The sequence below is a fragment of the Massilia endophytica genome (assembly GCF_021165955.1).
GTDB classification, from domain to species: domain Bacteria; phylum Pseudomonadota; class Gammaproteobacteria; order Burkholderiales; family Burkholderiaceae_D; genus Rugamonas; species Rugamonas endophytica.
Map to the genome: position 1 here is coordinate 693,468 of NZ_CP088952.1, position 13,851 is coordinate 707,318.

Below are 13,851 nucleotides of genomic sequence, written 5' to 3' on the forward strand. Positions count from 1 at the left end.
GCGGCCGGATGCAAATCAGTTGGTCTTGGTGACTTTGCTCAGGTGGCGTGGACGGTCCGGGTCGAGGCCGCGCGCGGCGGACAGCTGCGCCGCCATGACGTAGAAGGCCTGGATCGCCACGATCGGGTCGAGGTCGGGAGTGGCTGCAACGGGCAGCGTGAGGTCGCGCTGCGCCACGTCGGCCGGTGCGGCCAGCAGCACGCGCGCGCCGCGGCCGCGCATTTCGTCGGCCAGCGCCAGCAGGCCTGCCTGGGTCGGGCCGCGCGTGGCGAAGATCAGCAGCGGATAGCCTTCTTCGATCAGGGCCATCGGGCCGTGCTTGATCTCCGCGCCGCTGAATGCTTCGGCCTGCAGCGCCGAGGTCTCCTTGAACTTCAGCGCCGATTCCAGCGCCACCGGGAAACTGATGCCGCGTCCCACCACCATGATGTTCTTGGCTGGCGTGAGCACCTCGAGCGCGGAGGACCAGTCGGCCTGTCCCGCCACGCGCAGCGCTTCAGGCAGCGCTTCCAGGCCCGCCAGCAGCTCGGGGTCGTTCTGCCATTGCGCGACCATGCGAGCACCGGCGACGAGCGAAGTGATGAAGCTCTTGGTCGCGGCCACGCTCTGTTCCTTGCCAGCGCGCAGGGGCATGGCCCATTCGGCGGCATGCGCCAGCGGCGATTCGATGTCGTTGACCAGGGCCACGGTGGTGGCGCCGCCGTCGCGGAAGTAGCGGATCGGCTCCACCACGTCCGGGCTCTGGCCGGATTGCGAAACGGCGATGGTCAGCGTGTCGCGCGTGATCAGCGGCGATTTGTGCAGCGTGACGAGGGACATGGGCAGCGAGGCCACCACGCGGCCCAGCCGCGCCATGATCAGGTAGGCGATGTAGTTGCAGGCATGGTCCGAGCTGCCGCGCGCCACGGTGAGCGCGGTGGAGAAGGGCGTACTCCTCAATTTGCGACCCAGTTCCGCGTAGCGGTCCGAGTCGTTCGCCAGCTGCTCGGCGACGCACTCGGCGGCGGACAGGGCTTCTTTAAGCATCATTGAGGTCACAACGTTCTCCTTCGATATAAACGGCTTTCAGATTCAGGTCACGGTCCAGCACCACCATGTCGGCCCAGGCGCCGGGCGCCAGGCGGCCGCGGTCGTTCAGGCCGAGGTAGTCGGCGGCGTTGGTGGAAACGCGGCGCGAGGCGTCCGCAATCTCCAGCCCGAGGCCGACGAGATTGCGCAGCGCCTGGTCCAGCGTGAGGGTGCTGCCCGCGAGCGTGCCGTCCGGCAGGCGCACGCCGCCCATGCATTTGTGGACGACGTGGCGGCCCAGCATGTATTCGCCGTCCGGCATGCCGGTGGCGGCGGTGGAATCGGTCACGCAATACAGGCGCGGAATGGCGCGCAGCGCGGTCTTGATGGCGCCGGGGTGCACATGCAGCAGGTCGGGAATGAGCTCGGCATATTCGGCATGCGCCAGTGCCGCGCCCACCATGCCGGGTTCGCGGTGGTGCAGGCCGGGCATGGCGTTGAACAGGTGGGTGAAGCCCGCCGCGCCGTGCTCCATCGCGGCCACGCCGTCTTCATACGATCCGAGGGTGTGGCCGATCTGCACGCGCATGCCCGCATCGGCCATTTCGCGCACAAGGCCAAGGTGGCCGTCGATTTCCGGCGCCACGGTGATCACGCTCAGGGGCGCCATGGTTTCCAGGCGCTGCACCTCGGCCAGGGTGGCGGAGCGCGCATAGTTCGGCTGCGCACCCAGCTTGCCCGAGTTGATATAGGGGCCTTCGAGGTGGGCGCCCAGCACGCGCGCTTCGTTTTTTCCACGCTGGCGCACGGCCTCGCCGATGCCCTTGAGCGCCACGTCGATGTCTTCCGGCGGCGCCGTCATCGTGGTGGCCAGCATGCTGGTGGTGCCGTGGCGGGCGTGCAGGCGCGCGATCTTGTGGACGGCGTCGCCGCCTTCCATCACGTCCTTGCCCGCGCCGCCATGCACGTGCAGGTCGATAAAGCCCGGCAGGATATAGTCGTCGCCGTTCTGTTCAGGGTTTGCGCCCTGGCCGCTGATGTCCGTGATGCGCTCTCCGAAGGAGATTGCACCGTGAACCCAGCCGCCCGGCGTCAGGATATTGCCTTTGATTGCATCGCTCATCGACGCGACTCCGCTACGAATTCATAGTAATCACTGCGGCACCACGAGTGGGTCAGTTCCACTGCGGCGCCGTTGTCCAGATAGCTCACGCGCGTTATGTGCAGCATGGCCGTTCCCAGCGCGATCTGCGCCAGCTTGGCCTGTTCGGCATTGGCATTGACGGCGCGGATGTGCTGCAGCGCGCGCATCGGCACCGTGCCGTTCGATTCCAGGTAGCCGTACAGGGAATCCGTCACCTTCTCGGGGTGGGGAATATAGACGGCCGGGATGGTCGAGGTTTCGATGGCCATCACCACATCGTCCGCCGTGCGCAGGCGCTTCAGGCGGGCCACCGGCATATTGGGGGAGAGGCCCAGCGAGAGCAGCTCCAGCGGCGCGGCCACGCCGATCTCGCGCTGCATCCAGCGCGAACCGGCCGTGAAGCCGCGCTGGCGCAGCTCCTCGGAAAAACTGGTGAGGCGCGAGAGCGGCTGCTCCAGCTTCGGCGTGATATAGGTGCCCGAGCCGCGACGCCGCGTCAGCATGCCCCGGTCGCACAGCATGTCGATCGCCTTACGCGCGGTGACGCGCGAGATCGAGAGCATGTCCGAGAGCACGCGCTCGGAAGGCAGTGCTTCGTTGGCGCGCCAGTCGCCGCTGGCGATTCCGTCGGAGAGCTTGTTCGCAAGCTGCATGTACAACGGAGTGTCGCTGTCATGATCTGGACTGAAATCGCTCAACTGGGCTAGCACGTCCTACTCCTTCAGAAGTTGTTGGATCAGCTTCAGGCCGCCGGCGGCGGAATCGCCTTGCGGCGCCACAATACGCTGCAGCAGCTCCTGCGGCAGGTAGCGCCGCAGCGGCTCGCCCAGCCCGCCGCACAGGGCGATGGGCAAGGTGCCTGCCGGGTCCAGGGCTTTGGCGATCAGGGCCACCTGGTGGCCCGCCTCGGTAAGAATGGCGTGCGCCGTCGCATTGCTGTCGCCGTGCTGCAGCACGAGGCGCGCCAGCTGGGCGTAGTTGGTCTGGCTTGCACTGGCCAGCCAGACCTGGATGCGGTCGCGCGAGCCGCCGCAGGCCTCGATCACCGCGTCCGCAAAGGGACTGCCCTGGGCGCGGCCGTCGATCACCTGCTGGATATGGTTGACGGCCTTCATGCCGATCCATGCGCCGCCTGCCTCGTCGCCCGCCGGGAAGCCCCAGCCGCCCACTTCGTGGCGGCTGCCGTCCGCATGCAGGATCTCGCCCACGCTGCCGGTGCCCAGTGCAATGATGGCGCCAGGCTGGCCCGCGTGCGCGCCCAGCACCGTGGTGTAGGCGTCCGTTTCCAGCGCCACCGCCGCATAGCCGGGATTGGCCGACACGAAATTGGCCGCCCACTGGCGGTTGTGCACACCCGCCAGGCCCAGGCCGATGGCGATGCTTTCGCGGCCGGGCTTGTCCAGCCCTGCCGCGGCAAAGGCCTGTGCCGCAGCAGTTTCCACGGCTGCCCATGCATTCTGGATGCCGTGCAGCAGGCCGGACGGACCGGCGCTGCCTTCGGCCAGCAGGCTGCCGTCGCGCCGGGCCAGCCGTACGCGGGTGCCGCTGCCGCCGCCGTCAACGCCGATTAGGTAGTCGATCATGTTTGTGTGGATGAAGAGAGCTGTGGGGCACTATAGGGTTGGCAAACCAGCTTGTCAACAGGTATTTAACTGGTATTAGAAAATAATGTGGATCGGCCTCATCATCTCGACGCCGCGATGAGTTAAGTCATTGATTTATAAGCGGTGCAACCAGATGGGAAATGGTATTGCTTCTGGTATTCGATAATGCCAATGACGCCACAAAAAGAAACGCCCGGCACAGGGCCGGGCGCTTGGGGAAGGGGAAGTGGTATCAGTTGGCGGAGGAGGCGTGCACGCCGGAACGGTCGATGGTCACCAGGCGCGGCTGAGTGGCCGTGGTCTGCGCGCCGCGGGTCTCCAGCTTGCCGCGTACGTTGACGGTGGCGCTGCCCGGGCCGCTGACATTCACGTTGGCCTGCCCTGCCTGCAAATCGCGTCCCTGCAGGCTGCCGGAACCGGAAAGTTCGGCCACCAGCTTGTCCGCCTTGCCGCTCAGGTTCACTTCGCCCGGGCCGCTCATGTGCAGCGAGATGGACTTCGCCTCGGCCATGGCGCTCAGGTTGCCCGAGCCGCGCAGTTCGGCGTTCAGCGAATCCGTGACGCGGCGCAGTTCGATATTGCCGGGACCGGTGCTGCGCGTGGTGGCGCGGCCCACTTCCAGGCTTTCCGCATCGAGGTCGCCCGAACCGCTGAGCTCGGCATTCAGCTCGCCGGTGCGGCCGCTCAGGGTCATATTGCCCGGACCGCTGATAACGGCCCGCAGCGTTTGCGTGGCCACGCCGCGCGCTTCGAGGTCGCCCGAGCCGTGCACTTCGGCTTCCAGCTTTCTGATATTGCCCGCCACGCAAGCGCCGCCGGGGCCGCGCACGATGGCGCGTGCGCTTTCCACGCTCAGCGAGCACGCATCCAGGTCGCCGGAGCCGGACAGTTCGGCCACAATCTCCTTGCTGCTGCCGTTCAGGGCCACAGAGCCAGGGCCGCTCATGACGGCGGACACGCGGTTGGCGCGCAGGTCCGTCACTTCCAGGTCGCCCGAGCCGCTCAGGGTGGCGTTCAGTTCCTGCGTCAGGCCGCGCGCTTCCACGTCGCCGGGACCGCTCATCTTCAGCTGCAGGCTGGCCGTATTCAGGTGGCGCACATCCACGTCGCCGCTGCCGCTGCTGCGCAGGTTCAGGCTGCGCACCACGCCGTCCACGCGCAGGTCGCCGGGGCCGGTGGAGTTGAGGTCGAGCGCGTCGCCCTGGTAGCGCGACAGCACCACATCGCCCGAGCCGCTGTTCTTCAGGCTTTTCAGCATGGGCGCGGTGATTTTCACGCGCACCGCTTCACGGCTCTTGCCGAAATGGATATTCCAGCCGTTGTTGCGGCGCAAGGGGCGCACGATGAGCGTCTCCCCCTGCACAAGGGTTTCCAGATTGTCCAGGTCCTTGCGCGGGCCGCTCACTTCCAGGGCGCGTTGTCCCTGGCCGGTGATCTCGACCTCGTAGGGGCCGACCAGTTCGATGGCGCTGAAGGCGGCCACGTTGCGCGTTTCGCTGACGGCCGTGCGCTGCTCCGGCGTGCCGGCCTGGCTGACGGGGAGGGCGCTGACGCCAAGCGCCAGGACGGAGGCCGCTGCTGCAGTGGTGAACAGTTTATTCATGATGTGTGGTCTCGGGCAGGGTGGTCGATGATGAAACGATATGCCAAACGCACAAGAGGTGCGGGACTTAATCGACGAAAGCGCGAAATGGCGGGATAAGTTGCAGAAAACGGCAGCTGAGCGGGGCTTCTGCCCCCTGTCCCCTCGAGCAAGGAAGTGTCATAATGAAGACAGGAGAGCCACATGATCAAGTACCTGGGAACCAAAAAGAATGATCAGGGCGCGATTCTCTATGTCTTCCTGGTCAACGGCCTGGAAAAACAGATCCGGGAAAGCGCCCTCAAGCAGCATCCAGGCTGCTACGAAGCGTTGCCCGCGTCGGCCAAAGCGCAAATAGGCAAGCACCGGGAATGGCTATCAAAGCTGTAGCCTGCGCCATCGCGCTCGCCGCCTGCACCGCGGCGCAGGCCGCGCCCAGCACCTTCGGCACCGTGGTCGGCAACGGCCTGCTGTGCCGCGACCAGATATCGAACGCCTTTTTCTACGATTACCTGAAGAGCTATTTCGGGGACCCCTACAAGCGCGAGGGTGGCGCCTGGTGGTTCCGCGCGCCGGACCTTCAGCTGTGGGGCATGGACGTGGTGGAGCTCATGGTGAGCGACGAGAGCTATCCTTACAGCTTCGTGGGCGCCGTGGTCGACGCCGCGCCGGACAAGCTGGAGGAAGCCATCCGCCAGCACGAAGGCTTGCGCTTCGCGCAGATCGGCGGCAGCGCCGCGTATCCGGTCAGGGAAGGCAACGGCGGCAGCCGCATCGTCTATGTGAACAACCGTTCGAAGATATACTGCGCAAAGTTCAAGTCAATGCCACCCGCGCTGCGCTGAGCAGGCGCCCTACAGGGACTTCATGTACACGCAATTCTTCAACCTGAAACAATCCCCCTTTTCGATTGCTCCCGATCCCCGCTACCTCTTCATGAGCGAGCGGCACCGGGAAGCGCTGGCCCACCTGCTGTATGGCGTAGGCAGCGGCGGCGGCTTCGTGCTTCTGACGGGCGAAATCGGCGCAGGCAAGACCACGGTGTGCCGCTGCTTCATGGAGCAGATTCCGGAGAACTGCCGCCTGGCCTACATCTTCAATCCGAAGCTGACGGTGGAAGAACTGCTGCTCACGATCTGCGGCGAATTCGGCATCGAGCTGCCGCCGCAGGGGGCAGGGGCGGTGAGCGTGAAGGGCTACGTGGATGCGATCAACCGCTACCTGCTGGAGAGCCACGCTGCGGGCAAGAACAATGTGCTGATTATCGACGAGGCGCAGAACCTGTCGGCGGAAGTGCTGGAGCAGCTGCGCCTCCTGACGAATCTGGAAACGAGCGAGCGCAAGCTGCTGCAGATTATCCTGATCGGGCAGCCGGAGCTGCGCGAAATGCTGGCCCGCCCCGAGCTCGAACAGCTGGCGCAGCGCGTCATCGCGCGCTATCACCTTGGCTCGCTGACAGTGGAGGAAACGGGCCATTACATTGCGCACCGCCTTGCCGTGGCAGGCGCCAGCGGCGTGGCGCCGTTCCCGCCAAATGTGGTGGCGCAGATTCATCAGCTCACCAAGGGCGTGCCGCGCCGAATCAACCTGCTGTGCGACCGCGCTCTTCTTGGCGCCTACGTCGAGAACCGCCAGACCGTTAACCGCACCATCGTGCGCAAGGCGGCGGACGAAGTGTTCGCTGGTGAACGCTCGGCCCCTTCGGCCCGGCGCCGCCAGTGGCAGTTCGTCGCGGCGGGCGTACTGGCGGGCGCCGTGCTGACCGGCGCCGCGGCATGGCAGCTCATGCCGCGCAGCCATGCGCCAGCGGTGGCCGCAGCGGCGAAAGCGCCTGCGTCCGCGCCTGCGGCAGCCCTGGCCTCGCCTGCGGCCGCTGCCGCGCCGCCTGCGGTTGCCGCTGCGGGCAGCGACGCAGCCTTGCACGAGCTGGCGGCGCTCTGGGGCGTCACGCTTGCGCCAGGCGAATCCTGTGCGGCCGCCGCCAGGCAGAACCTGCGCTGCCTGCTGGTGAAAGGCGGCATCGACGAACTGCGCTCGCTGGACCGTCCCGCCATGCTGAAGCTGCGCGACAATCCTGCCCAGCCCACCTACGCGGTGCTGACGGGGCTCAATGACCGCACCGCCACGCTGTCCATCCAGGGCCAGCGCCAGACCGTCAGCATCGCCGAACTCGAAACGCGCTTCGACGGCGGCCTGACAACCTTCTGGCGCGCTCCGCGCGCCTGGCGCGACGAGGTCTCCGCAGGCGACCGCGGCCCGGACGTGGACTGGCTGGCGCGGCGCCTCGCGGAGCAGGGCGGCGAAGCGAAGCCGGAAGACAACCAGCCGCTGGAAGGCGCCACCCTGCGCAAGCTGCGCGACTTCCAGGCCAGCCAGCAGCTCAAGGCGGACGGCGTGGCGGGACCGAAAACATTCATCCGCCTGAACCAGCTGGGCGGAGTTCAGGAGCCGCGCCTGGCGGCCAAATAATATGTCCTATATTCTCGAAGCCCTGAAGAAGGCCCAGGCGGAACGCCAGCTCGGCGCCACGCCAACCATCCACGCGCCTACTTTGGATGGCGGCGCTGGCGCGGCGCGCGGCGGCGTGATCCGCAAGCCGGTCGCCATCGCCTTTGGCGTGATGGCCGTTACGATCGCGGGCCTGCTGGTGCTTGTGTTCCGCCAGCAGCCAGAGCCGGCGCCTGCCCTTGCACCTCAGGCGGCGCAGATCAAGGTTCTGCAGCCTGCGCCAGCCCCGGCGAACGTCGTGGACAGCCGGCCCGCGCCAGCGGCCGCTCTACCTGTCGCACCGCCAAGCGCGCCCCGTCCGGCGCCAGCAGCGCCGAAGAAAGCGGAGGAAGCGCCCACGCGCGTAGCGGCGGCAGCGACGCCGCCTGCCCAGCCGCCGGCGCCTGCCCCCGAGCCTGCTGTCCCGGCAGCTCCCCGGCAGGAAACCCGCGCCGCCGCGCCTGCGCCGCAGGCAGCGGAAGAAACCACTCAGACCCTGCGCGACCTGCCCGAGCCGATCCAGCGCGCCATTCCCCAGGTGCAGCTGGGCGGCTACCTCTACTCGAAGAACCCGGCCGACCGCCTGCTGCTCATCGACAAGGCACTGCGCCGCGAAGGGGAGGAGGTGGCCCCTGGCCTGGTGCTGGAAAAGCTTCTGCCAAAAGCGGCGGTGTTCAGTTTCCGGGGCTACCGCTATCGAGTTTCCCTATAGATGACCCCGCGCACGATTGAAAGCATGCATTAGCAGAGTTCGCTAAAATCCTCCTGTGATTTGTTTAATTGGCAATATTGACAGGATTGGACGCATGAAACCGTTTCGCTTCTTGTTTGCCGCGCTGCTCGCCGCAGCGCTATCGCAGTCAGCTTACGCCGCAGAGTTCATCCGCGGCGTTCCCGCCAATGAACCTGGAGACGCCGCCACCCTGCTGGCGGCAATCGGCCTGATCTGCCTTTCCGCAGGCGGCCACCGCAACGAAACACTGCGCCACCCGGAGCCCTGAACGCTCTCCTGTTGCTGCGTATAATGGCGGCAACACATAAAGGAGAGCAGATGCCAGGCGAACTTCCCGCCCCGCCGTGCCGGGTGCTCGGCATTGTGGGCCGCTCAGGCAGCGGCAAGACTACCCTGCTGGAATACCTGGTCGCCCGCCTGGCCGAAGACGGCCTGCGCGTCAACGTCATCAAGCACAGCCACCACGACCTGGAGCTGGAGCCGCCGCGCAAGGACAGCGCCCGCCTCCGCATGGCTGGCGCCGCGGAGGTCATGGTGTCCTCTCCCTACCGCTTCGCCATCATGCGCGAACTGCGGGGCGCCCCGGAGCCGGAGCTGGACGAACAGCTGACGCGCCTCTCGCCGGCCGACCTGACCCTGGTGGAAGGCTTCAAGTCCTGGCCCATGCCCAAGCTGGAGGTGTACCGCGCCGCCGCCGGGCGCGCGCCCCTGTATCCCGACGATTCGCATATCGTGGCTGTCGCCTCGGACCAGCAGCGTCCCGAAGGCTTGCGTCCCGGCCTGCTCTGGCTGGACCTGAACGCGCCCGAGGCCGTACTGGCCTGGCTCAGGGATGCGATGAAAAATTTTGCGTTCCGCGCCTAAAGTTCCTGTCGAAACGGCCGTAAAAAGGGGATAGGCCTGATTGGGAGGAAAAAATGGACGTTTCGAGCATTGCGCGCCTGGCCACCACCATCGCGGACACCGGCAACCGCCAGGACGTGGGTATTGCCGTGCTGAAAAAAGCGCAGGACCTGCAGGCATCCAGCGCCGCGGCCCTGGTCGAAGCCATTCCGCCTGTGCCGCAGGCTGGCAACGGCAACCTGCCCCCGCACCTGGGCACCCGCATCAACACCACGGCCTGATTTCCGGCCGCCTGTAAGGAAAACCCGCGGCACCGCGACAAGGTGCAGGCGGGTTTTTTTTCGTCTTCCAAAAACCGCCCGAAATCGGGTATGGTTCTGATTTCCTAATGACACCTTGAGGAGACCTCCCATGAACAAACGTCAAGCCCTGATCGCCGCCGCACTGGCAGGCGTCTGCGCCGCTGCTTCCACCACGGCAGCCGCCGCGTCGAAAGCCGACCAGGAGAAGTGCTACGGCGTGGCCAAGGCCGGCGCCAACGACTGTGGCGCCTCGGACGGCGCGCACAGCTGCTCCGGCCAGTCGAAGGCCGACAATCTGCCGACCGACTGGAAGTTCGTGGCCAAGGGCAGCTGCGAAAAGATGGGCGGCAAGACCAAGCCGCCAGCGAAGTAATTCCTTGCGGGCGGCGTCATGAACAAGTGGTCCAGCCTGGCAGGCGCGGGCATCGGACTGCGGGCGCCGCACTACCGCACCTTCCTTGAGAGCCGGCCCGCTGCGGCCTGGCTCGAAGTCCATACCGAAAACTTCCTCGATCAGGCGGGCTGGGATTTCCACGTGCTGGAAACCCTGCGCCGCGACTATGCTTTCAGCCTGCACGGCGTGGGGCTGGGCCTCGGTTCCGCTCGCGGCTTTTCGGAAGCTCACCTGGAGCGCGTGCGCGGCCTGGTGCGGCGCATCGAGCCAGCCCTGGTGTCGGAGCACCTGTGCTGGGGCGCCGTCGCCGACCGCCACCTGAACGACCTGCTGCCGCTGGCGCTGGACCACGCCGCGCTGGGCTTGCTTGCAGAGCGCGTCGAGCGTGTGCAAGAAGCCCTGGGCCGGCGCATTTTGCTGGAAAATGTGTCCACTTACCTGCGTTTCGCCGACGATGCCATGAGCGAGGCCGAGTTCCTCGCGGAACTGGCAAAGCGTACCGGCTGCGGCCTGCTGCTGGACGTGAATAATCTCTACGTCAACCAATGCAACCATGGCGAGGATGCGATGGCGGCGCTGTCGGCCATACAGCCCGGCATGGTGGGCGAGATCCATCTCGGCGGCCACCTCGTGACGCCGGAAGCGGTGATCGACCATCACGGCGCGCGCGTAGTGGAGCCCGTGTGGCAGATCTACGAGGCCGCGCTGAAGCGCTTCGGCAAACAGCCAACCCTGATCGAATGGGATACGGATATTCCCCCTCTCGAAGTGCTGCAGGCCGAAGCTGCCCGCGCTGCCGAAATGCTGGCTGCGGCGGGCGAGGGCGTTTCCGCCGCGCCGGAGCGAGCCGCCACCGTGAAGGCGGCGGACGATGCGGCATTGGCGGCCGGCCAGCAGGCGTTCTCGTCGGCTCTGTTCGACTCCTCGCACGAGTCCGCCGTACTCGCCGCCGTGCGCGCGGAACACGCCGCCCACCGTTTCGCCCTTTACCGCGGCAACCTGAGCGCATCCTGGCTCAAGTCCCTGCAAAATGCCTATCCCGTCGTCGAGCAGCTGGTGGGCGGGGAGTTCTTTGCCGCCTTGGCGCGCGAATATGGACGGGCACATCCCTCCACCGATGGCGACCTGAACCGTTTCGGCGCAAGCTTTGCGCATTTCCTGGACGGCTTTCCCCATACGCGCGATCTGCCCTATCTGCCCGATATGGCGCGCCTCGAATGGCAGGCCTACCGCAGCCATTTCGCCCTCACTGAAACCGCGCTGGGCGCCGCAGATTTCGCCACGGTGCCGCCGGAGCAGCTGGAAGAAAGCAGGCTGCGCCTGCACTCCGGCGCCAGCGTATTTGCGTCGCAATGGGCTGTCGTTCCGCTATGGCTTGCGCACCAGCCCGGCGGGCCCGGATTCCCCGAGCAGGCGGACCAGCCCAGCTACGGGTTGATTACCCGTCCGCAATGGAAAACCATGATCGTGGAGCTGCCCGAGGCGGGCCATGCGGCGTTGTCGGTGCTGGGAGAAGGGGGAAGCTTCGGCGCCGCGCTGGACACGGCCTTCGACAAGGACGAGGACTTCGATATCGGCGCTCAGCTCGGCCTGTGGATAGGCCAGGGCGCCTTCGCGGCAATCAGTTAAAGGCGCGCAGCACCTTCGCTTCACCGGTGAGGTCGTTGAACTGGAGGTTGGCGGCCTGGGTGGCCTGGATCATGCGGTCGAGCTGGGTTTCCTCGAAACGCTCCAGCTCTTCGGTGGCGGCGAGCAGGGCCTGGGCCAGCTTGGCGCGCGCGCTCTGATAGGACAGGCTGGTGTACTGTCCCGTATTCTTCAGCAGCTCTTCGGCATTCTCGATCACCTGGCGCAGGTCGCCGATCAGGCGGCCCTGCTTTTCCAGGTCATGTCCGGACTCTTCCATTGCACCGCTCCCCGCAAGACGTTCGACAAACTATAGCCCGGGAAGAGGGCTGCAGTTTGCGCCAAATTAATTTCCGCCGACAACAGTGATCTGCACGTCGCCCAGCGTCACGCGCTGGCCCGCGCGGATCTTGGCGGTCTTGCGCAGCTCCTGCTTGCCGTCGACCTTCACCTCGCCGCTGGCGACAATCTGCTTGCCTGCGCCGCCGCTGTCGCACAGCCCCACCAGCTTGAGCAGCTGGTTGATCTCGACGAACTCACCGTTCAGGTCGAATTGTGTTTTTTGCATTCTATTCCCTATGTTTTGCGTGGCCGCGCACGATACTGCCGAGCATCTGCTCAGCCTTTCGCGCCCGGCCGGGTCATGTCCAGCGGCACGATCCACTGTTCGAACTGCTCCGCGCTCACGAAGCCGAGCGCGAGGGCCGCTTCCTTCAAGGTCGTGCCTTCGTGCTGGGCCTTCTTCGCGATTTGCGCGGCGCGATCATAGCCGATATGCGGCGCCAGCGCGGTCACCAGCATCAGCGAACGCTCCATCAGCTCCGCGATGCGGCCCAGGTTCGGCTCGATGCCGTGGGCGCAGTGCTCGTCGAAGCTGCGCATGCCGTCCGCCAGCAGGCGCGCGCTTTGCAGGAAGTTGTGGGCGATGAGCGGCTTGAACACATTCAGCTCGAAATTGCCGGACGAGCCGCCCACCGTAATGGCGACATCGTTGCCGAACACCTGGCAGCACAGCATGGTGACCGCTTCGCACTGGGTGGGATTGACCTTGCCCGGCATGATGGAGCTGCCCGGCTCGTTCTCGGGGATGGTGATCTCGCCCAGGCCGGAGCGGGGCCCGGAAGCCATCCAGCGCACGTCGTTGGCGATCTTCATCAGGGCCGTGGCCAGGGTTTTCAGTGCGCCATGGGCTGCCACCAGCGCGTCGTGCGCCGCCAGGGCGGCGAACTTGTTGTCCGCGCTGCGGAAAGGCAGCCGCAGCCGCGCTTCCAGTTCGGCGGCGATGCGGGCCGCGTATTCCGGGTGGGCGTTCAGGCCCGTGCCCACTGCAGTGCCGCCTGCGGCCAGCTGCTGCAGGGCGGGGAGGGCGGCGGCGACAATCTGTTCGGCATAATCCAGCTGCGCCACATAGCCGGAGAATTCCTGGCCCAGCGTGAGCGGCGTGGCGTCCTGCAGGTGGGTGCGGCCGATTTTCACGATATCGGCGAAGGCCTTGGCCTTGCCGTCCAGCGTGGCGCGCAGCTGGCGCACGGCGGGCAGTACGTCGTTGGCCAGCGCCACGGCGGCGGCGACATGGATCGCGGTCGGGAAAATGTCGTTGGAGGACTGGCCCTTGTTCACATCATCGTTCGGGTGCAGCAGGCGTTCTTCACCGCGTACGCCGCCCATCAGCTCCGATCCCCGGTTGGCCAGCACCTCGTTCATGTTCATGTTGGACTGGGTGCCCGAGCCGGTCTGCCAGACGGCCAGGGGAAACTCGCCCGCGTGCTTGCCAGCCAGAACTTCGTCTGCTGCCTCGGTGATGGCGGTGGCCTTCTTCGCATCCAGCAGGCCGAGATCGAGGTTGACCCGGGCGGCGGCGCGCTTGACCTGGGCCAGGGCGGCGATCAGCTCCGGCGGCATGCGTTCGGTGGAGATGTGGAAGTGTTCGAGCGAACGCTGCGTCTGCGCACCCCAGAGCTGGCCTGCGGGCACTTCGATGGGGCCAAAGCTGTCGCGTTCGATGCGGGTTTCCATGATGGTCTCGGGTGGGTTGTCGTTTTTTTAGTGTACCCCAGCACGCAAATTCCTTCCGGCCACTTCACATTTTCGATTTTCAGCCGTTAAAGTTCCTACGTTCCCGGATTCT

The 13,851-nt window shown here is 66.1% G+C and carries 17 protein-coding genes; 9 read left to right on the forward strand and 8 right to left on the reverse strand.

Features of this window, described 5'->3' with window-relative positions; genetic code table 11:
* Positions 1-15: 15 nt before the first annotated feature.
* From LSQ66_RS03200 to LSQ66_RS03220, 5 genes are all read right to left on the reverse strand, one after another.
* Entirely contained in the window at positions 16-1,029 is a 1,014-nt protein-coding gene (locus LSQ66_RS03200; protein ID WP_231768374.1) for an SIS domain-containing protein, read from the reverse strand.
* On the reverse strand, positions 1,019-2,131 hold the full coding sequence (gene nagA / locus LSQ66_RS03205) for an N-acetylglucosamine-6-phosphate deacetylase (protein ID WP_231768375.1): 1,113 nt from the start codon (positions 2,129-2,131) through the stop codon (positions 1,019-1,021). Before nagA ends, LSQ66_RS03200 begins: the two co-directional genes overlap by 11 nt.
* On the reverse strand, positions 2,128-2,862 hold the full coding sequence (locus tag LSQ66_RS03210; RefSeq protein WP_231768376.1) for a GntR family transcriptional regulator: 735 nt from the start codon (positions 2,860-2,862) through the stop codon (positions 2,128-2,130). Before LSQ66_RS03210 ends, nagA begins: the two co-directional genes overlap by 4 nt.
* Before the next feature lie 3 nt (positions 2,863-2,865).
* Positions 2,866-3,735 (reverse strand): BadF/BadG/BcrA/BcrD ATPase family protein, encoded by an 870-nt coding sequence (locus LSQ66_RS03215; protein ID WP_231768377.1) that lies wholly within the window; start codon positions 3,733-3,735, stop codon positions 2,866-2,868.
* 253 nt (positions 3,736-3,988) lie between these two features.
* Positions 3,989-5,359 carry a head GIN domain-containing protein gene (locus LSQ66_RS03220; protein ID WP_231768378.1) on the reverse strand — a complete coding sequence of 457 codons (1,371 nt, stop codon included), beginning with the start codon at positions 5,357-5,359 and terminating at the stop codon, positions 3,989-3,991.
* Between the two features lie 183 nt (positions 5,360-5,542).
* Between LSQ66_RS03220 and LSQ66_RS03225 the strand changes: the two genes are divergently transcribed.
* The 9 genes from LSQ66_RS03225 (at position 5,543) to bufB (ending at position 11,726) form a co-directional block, all read left to right on the forward strand.
* Entirely contained in the window at positions 5,543-5,728 is a 186-nt protein-coding gene (locus LSQ66_RS03225) for a hypothetical protein (RefSeq protein WP_231768379.1), read from the forward strand.
* On the forward strand, positions 5,710-6,183 hold the full coding sequence (locus LSQ66_RS03230) for a hypothetical protein (RefSeq protein ID WP_231768380.1): 474 nt from the start codon (positions 5,710-5,712) through the stop codon (positions 6,181-6,183). Before LSQ66_RS03225 ends, LSQ66_RS03230 begins: the two co-directional genes overlap by 19 nt.
* A 22-nt stretch (positions 6,184-6,205) precedes the next feature.
* Positions 6,206-7,807: an AAA family ATPase gene (locus LSQ66_RS03235; protein WP_231768381.1), complete on the forward strand. Its 1,602-nt coding sequence runs from the start codon at positions 6,206-6,208 to the stop codon at positions 7,805-7,807.
* 1 nt (position 7,808) lies between these two features.
* Positions 7,809-8,537 carry a general secretion pathway protein GspB gene (locus LSQ66_RS24660; RefSeq protein ID WP_269449137.1) on the forward strand — a complete coding sequence of 243 codons (729 nt, stop codon included), beginning with the start codon at positions 7,809-7,811 and terminating at the stop codon, positions 8,535-8,537.
* A gap of 94 nt (positions 8,538-8,631) precedes the next feature.
* Complete coding sequence (locus tag LSQ66_RS03245) at positions 8,632-8,826, forward strand: hypothetical protein (protein ID WP_231768382.1); 195 nt, start codon at positions 8,632-8,634, stop codon at positions 8,824-8,826.
* 50 nt (positions 8,827-8,876) lie between these two features.
* Complete coding sequence (gene mobB, locus LSQ66_RS03250) at positions 8,877-9,422, forward strand: molybdopterin-guanine dinucleotide biosynthesis protein B (RefSeq protein WP_231768383.1); 546 nt, start codon at positions 8,877-8,879, stop codon at positions 9,420-9,422.
* 53 nt (positions 9,423-9,475) lie between these two features.
* Positions 9,476-9,682, forward strand: coding sequence for a YjfB family protein (locus LSQ66_RS03255; RefSeq protein WP_231768384.1), 207 nt, complete (start codon positions 9,476-9,478; stop codon positions 9,680-9,682).
* A gap of 130 nt (positions 9,683-9,812) precedes the next feature.
* Positions 9,813-10,076, forward strand: coding sequence for a BufA1 family periplasmic bufferin-type metallophore (locus tag LSQ66_RS03260; RefSeq protein ID WP_231768385.1), 264 nt, complete (start codon positions 9,813-9,815; stop codon positions 10,074-10,076).
* An 18-nt stretch (positions 10,077-10,094) separates the two neighbouring features.
* On the forward strand, positions 10,095-11,726 hold the full coding sequence (gene bufB / locus LSQ66_RS03265) for an MNIO family bufferin maturase (RefSeq protein ID WP_231768386.1): 1,632 nt from the start codon (positions 10,095-10,097) through the stop codon (positions 11,724-11,726).
* On the opposite strand, the gene LSQ66_RS03270 is transcribed toward bufB, so the two are convergent.
* The 3 genes from LSQ66_RS03270 to fumC form a co-directional block, all read right to left on the reverse strand.
* A complete protein-coding gene (locus LSQ66_RS03270) occupies positions 11,719-12,003 on the reverse strand; it encodes a DUF883 family protein (protein WP_231768387.1) in 285 nt (94 codons plus the stop codon). The genes bufB and LSQ66_RS03270 overlap by 8 nt on opposite strands.
* A 66-nt stretch (positions 12,004-12,069) precedes the next feature.
* On the reverse strand, positions 12,070-12,291 hold the full coding sequence (locus tag LSQ66_RS03275) for an RNA-binding S4 domain-containing protein (protein ID WP_231768388.1): 222 nt from the start codon (positions 12,289-12,291) through the stop codon (positions 12,070-12,072).
* Between the two features lie 50 nt (positions 12,292-12,341).
* Positions 12,342-13,739, reverse strand: a complete 1,398-nt coding sequence (gene fumC / locus LSQ66_RS03280; protein ID WP_231768389.1) for a class II fumarate hydratase — start codon at positions 13,737-13,739, stop codon at positions 12,342-12,344.
* Between the last annotated feature and the right edge of the window lie 112 nt (positions 13,740-13,851).

Excerpts from the sequence above, each read along its gene's own strand:
- LSQ66_RS03200 (WP_231768374.1), bottom strand. The coding sequence starts at position 1,029 with ATGATGCTTAAAGAAGCCCTGTCCGCCGCCGAGTGCGTCGCCGAGCAG.
- nagA (WP_231768375.1), bottom strand. The coding sequence starts at position 2,131 with ATGAGCGATGCAATCAAAGGCAATATCCTGACGCCGGGCGGCTGGGTT.
- LSQ66_RS03215 (WP_231768377.1), bottom strand. The coding sequence starts at position 3,735 with ATGATCGACTACCTAATCGGCGTTGACGGCGGCGGCAGCGGCACCCGC.
- LSQ66_RS03220 (WP_231768378.1), bottom strand. The coding sequence starts at position 5,359 with ATGAATAAACTGTTCACCACTGCAGCAGCGGCCTCCGTCCTGGCGCTT.
- LSQ66_RS03225 (WP_231768379.1), top strand. The coding sequence starts at position 5,543 with ATGATCAAGTACCTGGGAACCAAAAAGAATGATCAGGGCGCGATTCTC.
- LSQ66_RS03230 (WP_231768380.1), top strand. The coding sequence starts at position 5,710 with ATGGCTATCAAAGCTGTAGCCTGCGCCATCGCGCTCGCCGCCTGCACC.
- LSQ66_RS03235 (WP_231768381.1), top strand. The coding sequence starts at position 6,206 with ATGTACACGCAATTCTTCAACCTGAAACAATCCCCCTTTTCGATTGCT.
- LSQ66_RS24660 (WP_269449137.1), top strand. The coding sequence starts at position 7,809 with ATGTCCTATATTCTCGAAGCCCTGAAGAAGGCCCAGGCGGAACGCCAG.
- LSQ66_RS03245 (WP_231768382.1), top strand. The coding sequence starts at position 8,632 with ATGAAACCGTTTCGCTTCTTGTTTGCCGCGCTGCTCGCCGCAGCGCTA.
- mobB (WP_231768383.1), top strand. The coding sequence starts at position 8,877 with ATGCCAGGCGAACTTCCCGCCCCGCCGTGCCGGGTGCTCGGCATTGTG.
- LSQ66_RS03255 (WP_231768384.1), top strand. The coding sequence starts at position 9,476 with ATGGACGTTTCGAGCATTGCGCGCCTGGCCACCACCATCGCGGACACC.
- LSQ66_RS03260 (WP_231768385.1), top strand. The coding sequence starts at position 9,813 with ATGAACAAACGTCAAGCCCTGATCGCCGCCGCACTGGCAGGCGTCTGC.
- bufB (WP_231768386.1), top strand. The coding sequence starts at position 10,095 with ATGAACAAGTGGTCCAGCCTGGCAGGCGCGGGCATCGGACTGCGGGCG.
- LSQ66_RS03270 (WP_231768387.1), bottom strand. The coding sequence starts at position 12,003 with ATGGAAGAGTCCGGACATGACCTGGAAAAGCAGGGCCGCCTGATCGGC.
- LSQ66_RS03275 (WP_231768388.1), bottom strand. The coding sequence starts at position 12,291 with ATGCAAAAAACACAATTCGACCTGAACGGTGAGTTCGTCGAGATCAAC.
- fumC (WP_231768389.1), bottom strand. The coding sequence starts at position 13,739 with ATGGAAACCCGCATCGAACGCGACAGCTTTGGCCCCATCGAAGTGCCC.